We start from the raw sequence: 16586 nt of genomic DNA on the forward strand, positions 1-16586 counted from the left end.
CAACCCCCGAACCCCGGCCGCCCCACCCCTCACTTCTCGAACCGGTATCCCATCCCCGGCTCCGTTATGAAGTGCTGGGGGTGCGAGGGGTCCGTCTCGAGTTTCCGGCGCAGCTGGGCCATGTAGACCCGCAGGTAGTTGGTCTCGGTCCCGTACGACGGCCCCCACACCTCCTGAAGCAGCTGCTTTTGGCTGACCAGGCGGCCGGTGTTGCGGACCAGCACCTCGAGCAGGTGCCACTCGGTCGGGGTGAGCCGGACGTCCCTGCCGCCGCGGTTGACCTTCTTGGCGGCGAGGTCGACGGTGAAGCCCTCGGTCTCGACGGTCGTCAGGTCGTCCTCGCCCGCCCCGACCGGCTCGGCCCGGCGGACGGCGGCCCGCAGCCGGGCCAGCAGCTCGTCCATGCCGAACGGCTTGGTCACGTAGTCGTCGGCGCCCGCGTCCAGCGCCTCGACCTTCTCGTCGGAGGAGTGGCGGGCGGAGAGGACCAGGATCGGCACCCGGGTCCAGCCGCGCAGGCCCCTGATCACCTCGACGCCGTCCATGTCGGGCAGTCCCAGGTCGAGGACGACCACGTCGGGGTGGCGGGAGGCGGCGAGTTCGAGTGCGGTCCCGCCGTCGGGGGCCGCGTCGACCTCGTACTTGCGCGCCTTGAGGTTGATCACGAGGGCGCGCACGATCTGCGGCTCGTCGTCGACCACGAGCACCCGGGTCATTGGACCTGCCTTTCCGGTTCAGCGATGCCTGCCCCGCCGGGGGCCTGCGCACGGCCCTGCGCGACGCCCGCCCCGTCGGCGGTGTGTACGACGCCCGTTCCGTCGGCTGTCTGTACGACGCGCGTTCCGTCGGCGGTCTGCGGGACGCCCGCCTCGTCGCGGGCCTGTGTGATGGCCGCCCCGTCAGGGGCCCGTGCGATGCCCGTTCCGGTGGGGACGGGCTCGGGGCGTGCTCCCGCCGCGCGGAGGCTGAGCACCATGGTGAGCCCGCCGCCCGGCGTGTCCTCGGCGTCGAGGGTGCCGCCCATGGCCTCGGCGAAGCCGCGGGCGACCGCGAGGCCCAGCCCGACACCGGCACCGCGCGGAGCGTCACCGTACCGCTGGAAGGGCTCGAAGATGCGGTCCTTGGCCTCGTCCGGCACGCCCCGGCCCCGGTCCACCACACGCACCTCCACCCGGTCGGCGATGGCGCTCGCGGAGACCAGGACGCGCTGCCCGCGCGGACTGTACTTGACGGCGTTCTCCACCAGGTTGGCCACCGACCGCTCCAGCAGGCCCGGGTCGACGGCCACCATCGGCAGCGTCTCGGGCACGTCCAGCTCCACGCTCTCCTCGGGCACGCCGCCCAGGGCCATCGGTACGACCTCGTCGACGTCGATCTCGCGGATCAGTGGTGTGACGGTGCCCGTCTGGAGGCGGGACATGTCGAGGAGGTTGCCCACGAGGTGGTCGAGGCGGTCGGCGCCCTCCTCGATGCCCTCCAGCAGCTCCGCCTGGTCCTCCTCGGACCAGGCCACGTCGTCCGAGCGCAGGGAGGACACGGCGGCCTTGATGCCGGCCAGCGGGGTGCGCAGGTCGTGGCTGACGGCGGCCAGCAGGGCGGTGCGGATGCGGTTGCCCTCGGCGAGCGCACGGGCCTGGTCGGCCTCCTCCTTCAGGCGCCTGCGGTCGAGCACGACGGCCGCCTGGGCGGCGAACGCGGCGAGCACCCGGCGGTCCGCGGCGGGCAGCACCCGGCCGGTGAGCGCGAGCGCCATGTGGTCACCGACGGGCACGTCGACGTCGGCGTCCTCGGGGCGCTCCAGCGCCGGTCCGAAGCCGGCACGGCCCGCGCAGGTCCAGGGTGCGACGTCGCTCTCGCGTTCCAGCAGGGCGGCCGACTCCATGGCGAAGGTCTCGCGGACCCGCTCCAGCAGCTCCTCCAGGCCGGTCTCGCCGCGCAGCACATTGCCCGCGAGGAAGGAGAGGATCTCGGACTCCGCGCGCAGCCGGGCGGCCTGCTGGGTGCGCCGGGCGGCGAGGTCGACCACCGAGGCGACCGACATGCCGACCCCGAAGAAGATCGCGATGGCGACGATGTTCTTCGGGTCGGCGATGGTCAGCCGGTGCAGCGGCGGTGTGTAGAAGTAGTTCAGCAGCAGCGAGCCGAAGGCCGCCGAGGCCAGCGCCGGCAGCAGGCCGCCGAGCAGGGCCGCGGCGACGGTGACGGCCAGGAACAGCAGCATGTCGTTGGCGAGGCCGAGGTCGACGGTGTTCAGCAGCACCGCGAAGACGGCGGGGCCGGCCAGGCCGACCACCCAGCCCGAGACGATCCGGGCGCGCCCGAGCCGGCCACCGCGGGCCACGGGCAGCCCCCGCCCCTTGGCGACCTCGTCGTGCGTGACGATGTGCACGTCGAGGTCGGGGCCGGAGTCGCGGGCGACCGTGGCACCGACGCCGGGCCCGAAGACGTACTGCCAGGCCTTGCGGCGGGAGGAGCCCAGCACGATCTGGGTGGCGTTCACGCCGCGGGCGAAGTCGAGCAGGGCGGCGGGGATGTCGTCGCCGACGACGTGGTGGAAGGTGCCGCCCAGGTCCTCCACCAGGGTGCGCTGGACGGCCAGCTCCTTCGGGGAGGCGGCGGTCAGCCCGTCGCTGCGGGCGATGTAGACGGCCATGACCTCCCCGCCGGCGCCCTTCTCCGCCAGGCGTGCCGCCCGGCGGATCAGGGTGCGCCCCTCGGGGCCGCCGGTCAGGCCCACCACGATCCGCTCCCGCGATCCCCATATCCGCGAGACGTGGTGCTCGCTGCGGTACTCGTTCAGGTACTCGTCGACCCGGTCGGCCACCCACAGCAGCGCCAGCTCGCGCAGCGCGGTCAGGTTGCCGGGCCGGAAGTAGTTGGAGAGGGCCGCGTCGACCTTGTCCGGCCGGTAGATGTTGCCGTGCGCCATGCGGCGGCGCAGCGCCTGCGGGGACATGTCGACCAGCTCGATCTGGTCGGCCCGCCGCACGACCTCGTCCGGCACGGTCTCGCGCTGGCGCACCCCCGTGATCGACTCCACCACGTCACCGAGTGACTCCAGGTGCTGGATGTTGACGGTGGAGACGACGTCGATGCCGGCGGCGAGCAGCACCTCCACGTCCTGCCAGCGCTTGGCGTTGCGCGAGCCGGGGACGTTGGTGTGGGCCAGCTCGTCGACCAGGGCGACGGCGGGGGCGCGGTGCAGGACGGCGTCGACGTCCATCTCGCCGAACGTGGCGCCCCGGTACTCCAGTTCCCGGCGCGGCAGCTGCTCCAGGCCGTGCAGCATCACCTCGGTGCGCGGGCGGCCGTGGTGTTCCACGAAGGCCACCACGCAGTCGGTGCCCCGCTCGATCCGGCGGTGCGCCTCGGCGAGCATGGCGTAGGTCTTGCCCACGCCCGGTGCCGCACCGAGATAGATCCGAAGCTTGCCGCGTGCCATGGCCTCATTGTCTTCCCGTACCCGTTGCCTACGCAGCGTCGACCTTACGGCCAACAATCACGGCAAACGGGACGGGAGTGCGAGCGGTGGGCAACTTTGACGCAACCCTGATGAGCCCGGCACGACGCACCGCCGGGACGCGCCGCCGCTCCCGACGCGTCAGTCTCGTGCCGGACGCGTCAGTGCTCGTACCAGAAGGTTCAGCGCTCCTGCCGGACCGTTCAGCGCTCCTGCCAGAAGAGCCGGCGCGGGCCGCCGGTGCGCCCAGCGCCTTCCAGGTGCCCGGCGCCGCCGGCTCCTCCGCGTGCCACAAATTCAGTGCTCGTACCGGACGGTTCAGTGCTCGTACCGGACCGTTCAGCGCTCCTGCCGGACGGTTCAGTGCTCGGAGATCTCTCCGTCGCGCAGCTCCAGCACCCGGTCGGCCAGGTCCAGCAGGGTCGCGTCGTGCGTGGCGACCAGAGCGGTGACCTGCTCGCTGTGGACGACGGCCCGCAGCAGTTCCATGACGGCGTGCCCAGTCTCCGCGTCGAGCTGGCCGGTGGGCTCGTCGGCGATGAGCAGGGCCGGGCGGTTGGCGAGGGCGCGGGCGATGGCGACCCGTTGCTGCTGGCCACCGGACAGCTCGCCGGGCCGCTGGGCCGCGTGCCCGGCGAGTCCCACGAGGGAGAGCAGCAGTTCGACCCGTTCCTCGCGCTCGCGCGGGTCGGCGCGGCGCAGCCGCAGCGGTACGCCGACGTTCTCCGCGGCGCTCAGGATCGGGATGAGCCCGAAGGACTGGAAGACGAAGCCGATCCGGTCCCGGCGCAGCCGCAGCAGCTCGCTCTCGCCCAGCTCGCCCAGCCGGAGCCCGTCGACCTCGACCCCGCCGCGGTCGGCCGTGTCGAGCCCGCCGACGATGTTCAGCAGCGTGGTCTTGCCGGAGCCGGAACGTCCCTTGAGGGCGACGAGTTCACCGCGCGGCACCTCGAAGGACACCCCGCGCAGCGCATGGACGGCCGCGGCACCCCGCCCGTACGACTTGTGGACGTCCTCGACCCGCACCATGGTGTCGGTGACAACCTGACCGCTCATGCCGCCTCCCCCGTCGACCGAGCGGCCAGTATCGCCGCGCCCGGCCCGGCCGGACAATGGCCGGGGACGACTCGGGTGACGTCCCGGGCGGGGTTCAGGTCACGCTCCGGGCATGGCCCAGGTGATCTCCGCTGACGTCCGGGGCGGGGTTCGGGTCACGTCCCGGGCATGGCCCAGGTGATGTCCGCGGGCAGGGTTCGGAGCAGCGCCTCGAAGGAGCCGGGCACCGTGCGGCGAGCCACGGCGTACGGGCACCCGGCGACGGACAGCGGTCGTACGGGCACCCGGTGAACGGACAGCGCCGCACGGGCACCCGGTGACGGACAGCGGCCGTACGCGCACCTGGTGAACGGACAGCGGCCCTCGCCGCGCCCACGCACACGCGAAACGGGCCGCACCCCCGAAGGGGCGCGGCCCGTCTCCTGCGGCTGGACCCGGCGGTCCGGCGAACCGGGGTCAGCGGACCTCGGTGATCTCCGGACCCCGCTGGAGTTGTCCCATCCCGCCGGAGAAGCGCGAGGACTCCTCCTGCTGGACGCCCTCGGGGACCATCTGGGCGTCGTTCGGCAGCTTCAGGACGATCGGGTCGCGCGGGGCCATCGGGCCCTCGCCGCGGACCACGACCGTGTCGCGGAAGATCTGCTCCAGCAGTCCGGCGGCCTGCGGCTGCACCGCGCCCTGGCCGGAGATCACACCGCGCAGGAACCAGCGCGGGCCGTCCACGCCGACGAACCGGACGACCTGGAAGCCGCCGGTGCCGTCCGGCAGCTGCACCGGCACCTGGGCGCGCAGCTCCCAGCCGAGCGGGCCCTCGACCTCGTCGACGATGCCACCCTGCTGGGTGATGCCGGAGCCGATCTCCTCGCGGACCTCGCCCCAGATGCCCTCGCGCTTGGGCGCGGCGAACGCCTGGAGCTGGATGGCGCTGTCACGCAGTACGACGGTCGCGGCGACGATGGCGTCACCGGCGACCTCGACCCGGAGTTCCATGCCGTCGACGCCCGGCACGAACAGACCGCCCAGGTCCACCCGGCCCTCGGCTGCGTCGCGCACCTCGCTGCTGTCCCACGGCCCGTCGGGCCGGGGCTCGGGCTCCAGCCGGACGCGCTCGCGCTCGGCCTCCACCTCGTCCGCCTCGGTGTCGACGCTGTCGACGACCTGCTCGGCCTCGCCGGCCGCGTCCTCGGCGGCACCCTTCTTCTTGCGACGTCCGAACACGTCACTGTCCTTCCCGGTCGGATACGACCGAAGCGTATCGATTCCCACCCGTCGGACCGCCCTCGGCGGCCTGACCGCTTGTGCCGCTCTCGCCGCCCACCGCGGCGTGGCCACCGGTGGACCCGAAGCCCCCTTCGGCCCGCGCCGAGCCGGGAAGTTCCGCGACCTCCTGGAAGCGGACCCTCTCGACCTGCTGGACGACCAGTTGGGCAATCCGGTCGAAGCGCTCGAACCGCACGCTCTCGCGCGGGTCGAGATTCACCACGATCACCTTGATCTCCCCACGGTACCCGGCATCAACCGTCCCCGGGGCATTCACGAGGGCGACACCGCAGCGGGCGGCGAGACCGGAACGCGGATGCACGAAAGCCGCGTACCCCTCGGGCAGGGCGATCGACACCCCCGTGGGCAGGACGGCCCGTTCGCCGGGCCCCAGCTCGCGCGCTTCGGTGGTGCGCAGATCGGCGCCGGCGTCCCCGGGGTGCTCGTACGCCGGAAGCGGTACCTCCGGGTCGACACGCCGGATGAGCACGTCCAGGGGGCCGCGGGCGGCGGGGCTTTCCGGCATCACGGGTTCACCTCGAAGGCACGGGCGCGCCGGGCCTGGTCCGGGTCGTTCATGGCGGCCTGGATCTCTTCCCTGCGGCCGTGGTCGATGAAGTGGTCCACCTTCACCTCGATGAAGAGGGCGTCGGCGCGGACGGCGACCGGTCCGTCGGGGCCGCCTATGCGCCCGGTGGCGGTGGAATAGATCTTCCGCCCGGCGACGGCGGTGACCTCTGCCTCCAGGTACAGCGTGGTGCCCACGGGCACGGGCCGTACGAAGTCCGTCTCCAGCCGTCCGGTGACGGCGATGGTCCGCAGCAGCCAGTTCAGCGAGCCGAGGGTCTCGTCCAGGGCCGTGGCGAGCACTCCGCCGTGCGCGAGGCCCGGGGCGCCCTGGTGGGCGGGCTGCACGGTGAACTCGGCGGTCAGCGAGACCCCCTCGCCGGCCCGGGCCTCCAGGTGCAGTCCGTGCGACTGTCCGGGGCCGCACCCGAAACAGTGTTCGTAATGGGCGCCGAGGACTTCCCCGGGCGCGGGCGCGTCGGGGTGCCGTACCGGTTCACCGGCGTCGACGGGAGGCTGAAGAGCTGCGGAACTACCACTCACAGCCGCAGACCTTACCCGCCCGTCCGGCACCGGCCATCGCCCTGCCCGACCGCGCTTCGGATCGGCTCCCCCTGATTCCGGGGGATTTCGGGGGCCGTGCCAAGCTTGGGCTCATGCAGCTCTCCGCCAGCCCCTACGAAGAACGCCTCACCGCCCCCCGCTCGTGGTGGCTGATCAGCTTCCTCGTGGGCGTCTCGTTCGCCCTGATCCTGCTCCCGTTCGGCACCCTGCCGCTGCTCGGTGGCCTGGTCGGCGGTACGGCCGCGTCGGCGGTGGTGGCCAGCGCCTACGGCTCCCCGCGCATCCGGATCGTGGGCGACTCGCTCGTCGCGGGCGAGGCGAAGATCCCTGTGTCGGCGCTCGGCACGTCGGAGGTGCTGGACGCGGAGGAGGCCCGCGCCTGGCGGACGTACAAGGCCGACACCCGTGCCTTCCTGCTGCTGCGCGCCTACATCCCGGGGGCGCTGCGCGTGGAGGTCACGGACCCCGAGGACCCGACGCCGTACCTGTACCTGTCGACGCGGGAGCCGGAGAGGCTCGCGGCGGCGATCGAGGCGGCACGCGAGGCGCACGCCTAGAGCGATCAGAGCTCCTTCGGGAGGTCGCGCATCGGCAGCGGTTCGGCCGGCTTCTCCAGCGGCGGCAGTTCCGGCAGCTCGTCCCACGCCACCTGGATCTTGCGCAGGTCGGCGCGGATCTGTGCCGCGAGCTTTCTGGTGTCCCGGCGGTTCATGACCGCCCCGACCGCGGCTCCGACCATGAACGGCATCAGATTGGGCAGGTTGCGGACCGTCCGCCTCATGATCCGCTGGCGCAGTTCGCGTTTCATCCGGCCGCCGAGGGCCGTGTCGTACGTCGACGGCTTCATCACGTCGATCCCGCGCTCCCCCGACCAGGAGGACAGGTACGCGGTGCTGCGGGTCTTGAGGTTGCCGGGCGGGCGTACGCCGTAGACCTCGTGCAGTTCGGCGATCAGCTTCAGCTCGATCGCGGCGACCCCGGTGATCTCCGTGGCCAGCTCGGTCGGCATGGCCGGCGGCACGGGCAGCATGGCCGCCGCGCCGATCCCGGCTCCCACGGTCGAGGTGGCGGTCGCGGCGCCCGCCACCAGCTTGTCGGCGAGTTCCTCGGGTCCGAGGCCGGGGAACTGCCTGCGCAGCGTCGCGAGGTCGCGTACGGGGATGCGCGGGGCGATCTCGATGATCCGGTCCGCGAGGTACGCCAGCCCCTCGCGGGCCCTGCTGCCGCCCCTGCGGGCGCCTTCACGGGCCAGTTCTCTGGCCTTCTCGCCGATCACCACCGCCCGGCGCCGCGCGACGGGTGCGGGCCGTTGCGCCGGTGCCGGCTGGTCCTTCGGATCGGCCGCCGGTGCGAGCGAGGCTCCCGCTTCGGGTGAGCCCCGCTCGCCGTCACGCGCGCCGTGCGGGCCGTCGGACGGCCCTTGGTCCGCCTTCCCCAGGGAAAAGCGGCGCTTCCGCGGAGGGGTCGAGCCAGTCACGGCCGACCCGTCCTCAGTCGCAGTCGCGGCAGATCGGCTGACCGTTCTTCTCCCGGGCCAGCTGGCTGCGGTGGTGCACCAGGAAGCAGCTCATGCAGGTGAACTCGTCCTGCTGCTTCGGCAGTACCCGGACGGCCAGCTCCTCGTTCGAGAGGTCCGCGCCGGGCAGTTCGAGGCCCTCGGCGGCCTCGAACTCGTCGACGTCGACCGCCGAGGTCGACTTGTCGTTCCGCCGGGCCTTCAGCTCTTCCAGGCTGTCCGAGTCGACGTCGTCGTCGGTCTTGCGTGGAGTGTCGTAGTCGGTTGCCATATCGCTCTCCCCCTCTGGGTGTCTGCGGTGTCTCCAGCGCACGTAACGCGTGAGAGGCCGGACTTGTGCCCGACCTGAGGCGGAGATTTTGCCTCACATCAAGGTCTGTTACTCAATCGACACCCAATCCGACCCCTCAAGAGTGATCGGCTTGGATGGCGGTGAGGACCGTACACGGTTCGAATGCCGCACCTCAAAGGCGCCTCACCGTGTACTTCCCGTGATCAAGAGCCCTGAAAACCAGGACTTTCCCGGCTTTCCACCTTCTGTCATGATCACCGTGCGTACATGGCCGGAATTCCGTCCATGTGATCGATCACACAACAAGAAGCCCGTTCGGCGGCAGAAAAATTCCGCGTGAAGCGAACAATCGCCGCGAGTGTCGAAATAGATCACATCGGCAACGTGACGCGCATCTCCAGGCCTCCGCCCTCCCGGGGCCGGGCCAGGATGTGCCCGCCGTGTGCCCGGGCCACGGACCGGACGATGGACAGGCCGAGGCCGACACCCTTGTCGCTGCCCGTGCGCTCGGTACGGAGCCGCCGGAAGGGCTCGAAGAGGTTGTCGATCTCGTACGCCGGCACCACCGGCCCGGTGTTGCACACGGTCAGCACCGCCTGCCCGTGCTCGACCTCCGTGCTCACTTCGACCCAGCCATTCTCGGGCATGTTGTAGCGCACCGCGTTCTGGACGAGGTTCAGCGCGATCCTCTCCAGCAGCACCCCGTTGCCCTGCACCACGGCCGGTTTGCGCTCGCCGCGGATCTTCACGCCCTTGGCCTCGGCCTCGGCGTGCACCTGGTCGACGGCCTGCGTGGCGACCTCGGCCAGGTCGACCGGCTTGCGCTCGACGATCTGGTTGTCACTGCGCGCGAGCAGCAGCAGCCCCTCGACCAGCTGTTCGCTGCGCTCGTTGGTTGCCAGCAGCGTCTTGCCCAGCTGCTGCAACTCCACCGGCGCGTTCGGATCCGACAGGTGCACCTCGAGCAGCGTGCGGTTGATCGCGAGCGGGGTGCGCAGCTCGTGCGAGGCGTTCCCGACGAAGCGCTGCTGGGCCGTGAAGGCCCGCTGGAGCCGCTCCAGCATGTCGTCGAAGGTGTCCGCCAGCTCCTTCAGCTCGTCGTCCGGGCCGTCCAGCTCGATCCGGCGGGACAGATCGGATCCGGCCACCTGGCGGGCGGTGCGGGTGATCCGGCCGAGCGGGGACAGCACGCGGCCGGCCATCGCGTACCCGAAGGCGAAGGCGATCACGGCCAGGCCCAGCAGGGCCAGCAGGGAGCGGCTGAGCAGGTTGTCCAGGGCCTCCTGGCGCTGCTGGTCCACGCAGTGGGCGATCGCGTCGTTGAAGTCCTGGAGCGACAGGCTGGTCGCGTTGATCGCGGGACAGTTGGCGCTGGAGACCTTCAGCTGGGAGCCCTGCGAGAAGCTGACGATCTTGAACAGCGGCTGGTTGCCGGTGCTGATCGCCTGCGCGGCCAGCAGGTAGATGATCGACAGCAGCAGGATGCCGGCGATCAGGAACATGCCGCCGTACAGCAGCGTCAGCCGTATGCGGATGGTCGGGCGCAGCCACGGGAAGGGGGGCTGCGGCCGCCTGGGGTCCCAGGTGGGCTTCGGGGGCGCCTGGGGAGGCGCGGGCGTCGCGGCCACGGCGATCAGATCCGGTAGCCGGAGCCGGGGACGGTGACGATGACGGGCGGCTCGCCCAGCTTGCGGCGCAGGGTCATCACCGTCACGCGCACCACGTTGGTGAACGGATCGGTGTTCTCGTCCCAGGCCTTCTCCAGCAGCTGCTCGGCGGAGACGACCGCACCCTCGCTGCGCATCAGCACCTCCAGCACCGCGAACTCCTTGGGTGCGAGCTGGACTTCCTTGCCGTCGCGGAAGACCTCGCGGCGGTTCGGGTCGAGCTTGATGCCGGCGCGCTCCAGGACCGGCGGCAGGGGCACACTGGTACGGCGGCCGAGGGCGCGCACGCGCGCGATCAGCTCACTGAACGCGAACGGCTTGGGCAGATAGTCGTCGGCGCCGATCTCCAGGCCCTCGACGCGGTCGCTGACGTCGCCGGACGCGGTGAGCATCAGCACGCGCGTGGGCATGCCCAGCTCGACGATCTTGCGGCAGACGTCGTCGCCGTGCACGAGCGGGAGGTCGCGGTCGAGGACGACCACGTCGTAGTCGTTGACGCCGATGCGCTCCAGGGCGGCCGCACCGTCGTACACGACGTCGACGGCCATGGCCTCCCGGCGCAGTCCGGTGGCCACCGCATCGGCGAGCAGTTGCTCGTCCTCGACGACGAGTACGCGCACGTCGCTTGTCCTTCCTGTGTCCACCCGCGTAGCGCGCCGTGGGCGCGCGCGGGCAGGGGTTCCCATGGAGTGTGACCCCCATCCTGCCCTTTTCGGCCATAAGTCGGCTGTAAGGCGGGGGAAGGGCCGCAGGGACGGGGGCGGCGGTGCGGGAATACGAGAATTTCTCCTCCGGTTAGGTTTCCGCGGAGGGGAGCAGGGGGAGGACGGCTTTACACCCCGCGATCACGCTCTGCATGTGCCGCAGCACCATGCGGTACTCCGCCATCCGCTTCGCAGAGCGGGCGCGGGTGTCCGGCACCGTAGCCGCCCGGCCGGGCAGCGCTGGGCACCTGCGAGAGCCGTGATCGCCCCTTCCATCCGGCACACCCCCGTGCCATCGACCCACGACCCAGGACGAGGGGGCGCAGCATGGACGCTTTCACCGCAGGACTTCTGCAGCGCATAAAGGCGACCGAGTCCGATCTGTCGCGGGCTCGTGACGAGGGCGACGACTTCCTCGTCGAGGTGGAGCAGGCAGAGCTCGACGACCTGCGACGCCTCGCCGCCGAACACGGTGTGGAGGTCGGCGCGTCACGCGTCTGATCGGCCCGAAAGCGCAACGAGGGACCCCGGCGAATCCAGCGCCGGGGTCCCTTGCGCATGCCCACCCCGGCGGCCGCACCCCGCCGAGCCGTACCGCCGCGGTCAGTCGTGCCAGGCCCCGAAGTCCTCCAGCAGGCCCTGGAGCGGCTCGAAGACCCCGGGTGCACCCGCGACCGTCAGCTCCCGCGACGGCCGCTCTCCGGGCCGTCCACCGGTCAGCGCACCGGCTTCCCTGGCGATGAGGTCCCCCGCCGCGTAGTCCCAGGCGTTCAGCCCGCGCTCGTAGTAGCCGTCGAGCCGGCCGCAGGCCACGTCGCACAGGTCGATCGCCGCCGACCCGCCACGCCGGATGTCCCGCAGCACGGGGATGAGCCGCGCGGCGATCCCGGCCTGGTGGGTGCGGACCTCGGTGACGTAGTTGAAACCGGTGGAGACCAGCGCCTGGTCCAGCGGGGGCGCGGGGCGGCAGGCGAGCGCCCGCTCGCCCTCCCATGCGCCCGTGGCCCACGCGCCGCCGCCGCGGACGGCGTGGTACGTCTCGCCGCGCATCGGAGCCGCCACGACCCCGACGACGGTCTCGCCGTCCTGCTCAGCGGCGATGGACACCGCCCAGGTCGGCAGTCCGTACAGGTAGTTGACGGTGCCGTCCAGCGGGTCGATCACCCAGCGGATGCCGCTCGTGCCCTCGACGGAGGCGCCCTCCTCGCCGAGGAAGCCGTCGTCGGGACGCCGGCCGGAGATCAGGTCGGTGATCAGCTTCTCGGCCGCGATGTCCATCTCGGTGACGACGTCGATCGGGCTGGACTTGGTCTTCGCCACGGCCAGGTCGGCCGGGCGGCCGTCCCGCAGCAGCTCGCCGGCGCGGCGGGCGGCCTCCTGGGCCAGGGCGAGCAGGTCCCGGTGCAGGGCGTCGGTCACGGGTCTCCTCACGCGTAGGGGCTGTCGGCGCCCGCGGCGGCCGGGCGGGGGGCACGGGCGGGGCAGCAGCCGACCGGGCAGAGCTGGTGGCTGGGGCCGAGGGCGCCCAGGGCGCAGGGGGTGACCTCCTGGCCGCGCTCCAGGGCGGCCCGCTCCTGGATCAGCTCCCGGACGGCCGCGGCGAACCGGGGGTCCGCGCCCACGGTGGCGGAGCGGCGCACGGGCAGGCCCAGCTCCTCGGCCTTGGCCTTCGCCTCGGTGTCGAGGTCGTAGAGGACCTCCATGTGGTCGGAGACGAAGCCGATGGGGGCCATGACCACGGCCGGGACACCGGCGGCGTGCCGCTCCTCCAGGTGGTCGCAGATGTCGGGCTCCAGCCACGGGATGTGCGGGGAGCCGGAACGGGACTGGTAGACGAGCCGCCAGGGGTGGTCGACGCCGGTGCGCTCGCGGACGGCGTCGGCGATCAGCTGGGCCACGTCGAGGTGCTGTTCGACGTAGGCGCCGCCCTCGCCGTGGGCCTCGGCCGGTCCGCTGGTGTCCGCGGCGGAGGTCGGGATGGAGTGGGTGGTGAAGGCGATGTGGGCACCCGCGCGGACGTCGTCGGGGAGGTCCGCGAGGGAGCGCAGCACGCCGTCGGTCATGGGTTCGACGAAGCCGGGGTGGTTGAAGTAGTGCCGAAGCTTGTCGATCTTCGGCAGCTCCAGGCCCTCGGCCTCCAGAGCGGCCAGCGCGTCGGCGAGGTTCTCGCGGTACTGGCGGCAGCCCGAGTAGGAGGCGTAGGCGCTGGTGGCGAGGACCAGGATGCGGCGGCGGCCGTCGGCGACCATCTCGCGCAGGGTGTCCGTGAGGTACGGCGCCCAGTTGCGGTTGCCCCAGTAGACCGGCAGATCCAGGCCGTGTTCGGCGAAGTCCTTGCGCAGGGCGTCCAGCAGGGCGCGGTTCTGGTCGTTGATGGGACTGACCCCGCCGAAGAGGAAGTAGTGCTGCCCGACTTCCTTGAGGCGTTCCTTCGGGATGCCGCGCCCGCGCGTGACGTTCTCCAGGAACGGAACCACGTCGTCCGGGCCTTCGGGGCCGCCGAAGGAGAGCAGGAGCAGGGCGTCGTACGGGGTGGCATCGAGCGCGTCTGGCATGAGTCGATCCTGCCACCCGGCACCGACAGCCGGGAAACAGCGGGGTGAAGAGTCGGATCACAGATGGTTCAGGGCAGTTTGCGCCGACAATTCCCTCCATCGAGCACCGTTCAATTAGGGTGCCCTAACTTGTAAGCTGTATCCGTCGCATTCGCGCCTTACGACCGCTTCGGAGTCCCCGTGCCCAGCCCCTACAGAGCCCTGTTCTCCGCGCCCGGCACCAAGGCCTTCTCCGCCGCGGGATTCCTCGGCCGGATGCCGCTGTCAATGATGGGCATCGGCGTGGTCACGATGATCTCCCAGCTCACCGGGCGGTACGGCCTCGCGGGCGCCCTGTCGGCGGCCATCGCGCTGTCCGCCGCCGCGGTCGGACCGCAGATATCCCGGCTCGTGGACCGGCACGGGCAGCGGCGGGTGCTGCGCCCCGCGACCCTGGTGGCCCTGGCGGCGGCGGCCGGACTGCTGCTCGCCGCGCACTACGGATGGCCGGACTGGACCCTGTTCGTGTGCGCGGCCGGGATCGGGTCGGTGCCGAGCCTGGGCGCGATGATCCGGGCCCGCTGGGCGGCGCTGTACCGGGGCACGCCCCGGCTCCACACCGCCTACTCGTTCGAGTCGGTCGTGGACGAGGTCTGCTTCATCTTCGGGCCCATCATCTCCATCGGCCTGTCCACGGCCTGGTTCCCGGAGGCGGGCCCGCTGCTGGCCGCCTGCTTCCTGGCGGCCGGCGTCTTCTGGCTGACCGCCCAGCGCGGCACCGAGCCGGAGCCGCACCCGCGCGAGCGGCACGGCGGCGGCAGCGCCCTGCGCTCGGTCGGGCTCCAGGTGCTCGTGGCGACCTTCGTGGCGACCGGCGCGATCTTCGGAGCCGTGGACGTGGTCACCGTCGCCTTCGCCGACGAGCGCGGCCACAAGGGCGCCGCGAGCGTGGTCCTGGCGCTGTACGCGGCCGGATCCTGCGTGGCCGGCGTGGTCTTCGGGCTGCTGCGCTTCACCGGTGCGCCGGAGCGCCGCTGGCTGCTGGGCGTGACGGCGATGGCCGTGAGTATGATCCCCCTCCTACTGGTCGGAAACCTGCCGCTTCTGGCCGTGGCGCTGTTCGTTGCGGGGCTGTCCATCGCACCGACGATGATCACGACGATGTCCCTCATCGAAGAGCACGTACCTCGCGCGCAGCTCACCGAGGGCATGACCTGGGTGAGCACCGGCCTCGCGGTCGGCGTCGCGCTCGGTTCCTCCGCGGCCGGCTGGGTGATCGACGCGGCCGGAGCACGGGCCGGGTACGGGGTTCCGGCGGTGTCCGGAGCCGTCGCGGTCGCGGTCGGTTTCCTCGGGTACCGCCGGCTGCGCAGGCCGGCCGCGGGTCGGGGAGGCACCGTTGAGCAGCACAGCGAGCGGGAAGTACGGCACCTGGCGTAACTGGGGCGGCAATGTCACCGCCCGTCCCGCCCGGCAGGTGGTGCCGGCCTCGGTGGAGGAGCTGGCCGCGGCGGTGCGCCGGGCCCGGGAGGACGGCCTGAAGGTGAAGGCGGTCGGGACCGGGCACTCCTTCACCTCGATCGCCGCCACGGACGGCGTATTGATACGCCCTCAACTGTTGACCGGTATACGCGGCATCGACCGGGAATCCATGACGGTCACGGTGGAGGCGGGCACCCCGCTCAAGAGACTCAATGCCGCTCTCGCGCGCGAGGGTCTCTCGCTCACCAACATGGGCGACATCATGGAGCAGACCGTCTCGGGGGCCACCAGTACCGGCACGCACGGCACGGGCCGCGAGTCCGCCTCCATCGCCGCCCAGATCAAAGGGCTCGAACTCGTCACGGCCGACGGCTCGGTGCTCAGCTGCTCCGAGAAGGAGAACCCCGACGTCTTCGCCGCCGCCCGCATAGGCCTCGGCGCCCTGGGCGTCGTAACCGCGATCACGTTCGCCGTGGAGCCCCTCTTCCTGCTCACCGCGCGCGAGGAGCCGATGCCCCTCGACCGGGTCCTCGGCGAGTTCGATCAGCTGTGGGCCGAGAACGAACACTTCGAGTTCTACTGGTTTCCGCACACGGGCAGCACCAACACCAAGCGCAACAACCGCAGCGCCGGCCCCGAGCAGCCGGTGGGGCAGCTGGCCGGCTGGTTCGAGGACGAGTTCCTCTCCAACGGGGTGTTCCAGGCGGCGCAGTGGGTCGGCCGCGCCGCCCCGGCCGCGATCCCGGCGATCGCGCGGATCTCCAGCAAGGCCCTGTCCGCGCGGACGTACACGGACATCCCCTACAAGGTGTTCACCTCGCCGCGCCGGGTGCGTTTCGTGGAGATGGAGTACGCCGTCCCACGCGCGGCCGTGGTGGAGACGCTGCGCGAGCTGCGGGCGATGGTCGACCGCTCGGGCGTGCGGGTCAGTTTCCCGGTCGAGGTGCGCACCGCCCCGGCCGACGACATCACCCTGTCCACCGCCTCCGGCCGGGACAGCGCCTACATCGCCGTGCACATGTTCCGGGGCACGCCGTACCAGGGGTACTTCACCGCCGCCGAGCGCATCTTCACCGCGCACGAGGGGCGTCCGCACTGGGGCAAGGTGCACACGCGGGACGCGGAGTACTTCGCCCGGGTGTACCCGCGCTTCGGTGAGTTCACCGCGTTGCGGGACCGTCTCGACCCGGAACGTCTGTTCCAGAACGACTACTTGCGGAGGGTCCTGGGGGCGTAGGCGTGGTGGCCGGCGTACCGGGCGCGCCGGGCGTGGGGGCCGGGATGGCCGGGTCCCCGCCCGGCTCCTCGTCCGGGTCACCGCTCGCCCCGTGTGCTCCGGGGAGGGCGTGCCCGAACGGGCCCGTACTTGACCGACGCTGTTCGACCGACCGCACGAGACACGCGAAACCATTAGTTCCGTTTCTGGCGATTGCGTGAAGTTCACCACGTTCATGATCGACAAAACCGGTTGCGAACGGCGAAGT

17 protein-coding genes are annotated in these 16586 nt (G+C 71.7%); 4 read left to right on the forward strand and 13 right to left on the reverse strand.

The annotated features are described in order from the left end of the window. Positions 1 to 29: 29 nt before the first annotated feature. From JK361_RS29230 to JK361_RS29255, 7 genes are all read right to left on the reverse strand, one after another. A complete protein-coding gene (locus JK361_RS29230; RefSeq protein WP_201823666.1) occupies positions 30 to 716 on the reverse strand; it encodes a response regulator in 687 nt (228 codons plus the stop codon). Continuing rightward, on the reverse strand, positions 713 to 3442 hold the full coding sequence (locus JK361_RS29235) for an ATP-binding protein (RefSeq protein ID WP_236053757.1): 2730 nt from the start codon (positions 3440 to 3442) through the stop codon (positions 713 to 715). The genes JK361_RS29230 and JK361_RS29235 overlap by 4 nt, the downstream gene beginning before the upstream one ends. 378 nt (positions 3443 to 3820) lie before the next feature. Continuing rightward, positions 3821 to 4516 carry an ABC transporter ATP-binding protein gene (locus JK361_RS29240; protein ID WP_201823669.1) on the reverse strand — a complete coding sequence of 232 codons (696 nt, stop codon included), beginning with the start codon at positions 4514 to 4516 and terminating at the stop codon, positions 3821 to 3823. Between the two features lie 155 nt (positions 4517 to 4671). Continuing rightward, positions 4672 to 4800, reverse strand: coding sequence for a hypothetical protein (locus tag JK361_RS42170; RefSeq protein ID WP_262418472.1), 129 nt, complete (start codon positions 4798 to 4800; stop codon positions 4672 to 4674). 172 nt (positions 4801 to 4972) lie between these two features. Continuing rightward, on the reverse strand, positions 4973 to 5734 hold the full coding sequence (locus tag JK361_RS29245) for a DUF3710 domain-containing protein (RefSeq protein WP_201823672.1): 762 nt from the start codon (positions 5732 to 5734) through the stop codon (positions 4973 to 4975). 1 nt (position 5735) lies between these two features. Further along, positions 5736 to 6302, reverse strand: a complete 567-nt coding sequence (gene dut / locus JK361_RS29250) for a dUTP diphosphatase (RefSeq protein WP_201823674.1) — start codon at positions 6300 to 6302, stop codon at positions 5736 to 5738. After that, the gene (locus JK361_RS29255; RefSeq protein ID WP_201823687.1) at positions 6302 to 6886 is read right to left on the reverse strand and encodes a PaaI family thioesterase; all 585 of its coding nucleotides are present in this window, start codon (positions 6884 to 6886) and stop codon (positions 6302 to 6304) included. The genes dut and JK361_RS29255 overlap by 1 nt, the downstream gene beginning before the upstream one ends. Before the next feature lie 113 nt (positions 6887 to 6999). Between JK361_RS29255 and JK361_RS29260 the strand changes: the two genes are divergently transcribed. Then, positions 7000 to 7464: a DUF3093 domain-containing protein gene (locus JK361_RS29260; protein WP_201823690.1), complete on the forward strand. Its 465-nt coding sequence runs from the start codon at positions 7000 to 7002 to the stop codon at positions 7462 to 7464. Between the two features lie 5 nt (positions 7465 to 7469). On the opposite strand, the gene JK361_RS29265 is transcribed toward JK361_RS29260, so the two are convergent. From JK361_RS29265 to JK361_RS29280, 4 genes are all read right to left on the reverse strand, one after another. Continuing rightward, on the reverse strand, positions 7470 to 8384 hold the full coding sequence (locus tag JK361_RS29265) for a hypothetical protein (RefSeq protein WP_201823692.1): 915 nt from the start codon (positions 8382 to 8384) through the stop codon (positions 7470 to 7472). Between the two features lie 13 nt (positions 8385 to 8397). Continuing rightward, on the reverse strand, positions 8398 to 8694 hold the full coding sequence (locus JK361_RS29270) for a DUF4193 domain-containing protein (protein WP_005481602.1): 297 nt from the start codon (positions 8692 to 8694) through the stop codon (positions 8398 to 8400). 392 nt (positions 8695 to 9086) lie between these two features. Continuing rightward, on the reverse strand, positions 9087 to 10343 hold the full coding sequence (locus tag JK361_RS29275; RefSeq protein ID WP_201823694.1) for a sensor histidine kinase: 1257 nt from the start codon (positions 10341 to 10343) through the stop codon (positions 9087 to 9089). Positions 10344 to 10348: 5 nt separating this feature from the next. Further along, positions 10349 to 11002 (reverse strand): response regulator transcription factor, encoded by a 654-nt coding sequence (locus tag JK361_RS29280; protein ID WP_003993508.1) that lies wholly within the window; start codon positions 11000 to 11002, stop codon positions 10349 to 10351. A 411-nt stretch (positions 11003 to 11413) separates the two neighbouring features. Here JK361_RS29280 and JK361_RS29285 point away from each other — a divergent pair, with 411 nt between their 5' ends. Then, positions 11414 to 11587: a hypothetical protein gene (locus tag JK361_RS29285; RefSeq protein WP_167381439.1), complete on the forward strand. Its 174-nt coding sequence runs from the start codon at positions 11414 to 11416 to the stop codon at positions 11585 to 11587. Positions 11588 to 11689: 102 nt separating this feature from the next. Here the strand turns inward: JK361_RS29285 and JK361_RS29290 are convergent, their stop codons facing one another. After that, positions 11690 to 12505, reverse strand: coding sequence for an inositol monophosphatase family protein (locus tag JK361_RS29290; RefSeq protein WP_201823696.1), 816 nt, complete (start codon positions 12503 to 12505; stop codon positions 11690 to 11692). A gap of 8 nt (positions 12506 to 12513) precedes the next feature. Then, positions 12514 to 13641 carry a ferrochelatase gene (locus JK361_RS29295; RefSeq protein ID WP_201823698.1) on the reverse strand — a complete coding sequence of 376 codons (1128 nt, stop codon included), beginning with the start codon at positions 13639 to 13641 and terminating at the stop codon, positions 12514 to 12516. A gap of 180 nt (positions 13642 to 13821) precedes the next feature. Between JK361_RS29295 and JK361_RS29300 the strand changes: the two genes are divergently transcribed. Both JK361_RS29300 and JK361_RS29305 read left to right on the forward strand, forming a co-directional pair. Next, entirely contained in the window at positions 13822 to 15060 is a 1239-nt protein-coding gene (locus JK361_RS29300; RefSeq protein ID WP_201823699.1) for an MFS transporter, read from the forward strand. Next, positions 15020 to 16339 (forward strand): D-arabinono-1,4-lactone oxidase, encoded by a 1320-nt coding sequence (locus JK361_RS29305; protein ID WP_201823708.1) that lies wholly within the window; start codon positions 15020 to 15022, stop codon positions 16337 to 16339. Before JK361_RS29300 ends, JK361_RS29305 begins: the two co-directional genes overlap by 41 nt. The last annotated feature ends 247 nt before the right edge of the window (positions 16340 to 16586 follow it).

This window comes from Streptomyces musisoli (genome assembly GCF_016741855.1).
Taxonomy (GTDB): domain Bacteria; phylum Actinomycetota; class Actinomycetes; order Streptomycetales; family Streptomycetaceae; genus Streptomyces; species Streptomyces musisoli.

Coding starts and splice junctions, on each gene's coding strand:
- JK361_RS29230 (WP_201823666.1), bottom strand. CDS start 716: ATGACCCGGGTGCTCGTGGTCGACGACGAGCCGCAGATCGTGCGCGCC.
- JK361_RS29235 (WP_236053757.1), bottom strand. CDS start 3,442: ATGGCACGCGGCAAGCTTCGGATCTATCTCGGTGCGGCACCGGGCGTG.
- JK361_RS29240 (WP_201823669.1), bottom strand. CDS start 4,516: ATGAGCGGTCAGGTTGTCACCGACACCATGGTGCGGGTCGAGGACGTC.
- dut (WP_201823674.1), bottom strand. CDS start 6,302: ATGCCGGAAAGCCCCGCCGCCCGCGGCCCCCTGGACGTGCTCATCCGG.
- JK361_RS29260 (WP_201823690.1), top strand. CDS start 7,000: ATGCAGCTCTCCGCCAGCCCCTACGAAGAACGCCTCACCGCCCCCCGC.
- JK361_RS29270 (WP_005481602.1), bottom strand. CDS start 8,694: ATGGCAACCGACTACGACACTCCACGCAAGACCGACGACGACGTCGAC.
- JK361_RS29285 (WP_167381439.1), top strand. CDS start 11,414: ATGGACGCTTTCACCGCAGGACTTCTGCAGCGCATAAAGGCGACCGAG.
- JK361_RS29295 (WP_201823698.1), bottom strand. CDS start 13,641: ATGCCAGACGCGCTCGATGCCACCCCGTACGACGCCCTGCTCCTGCTC.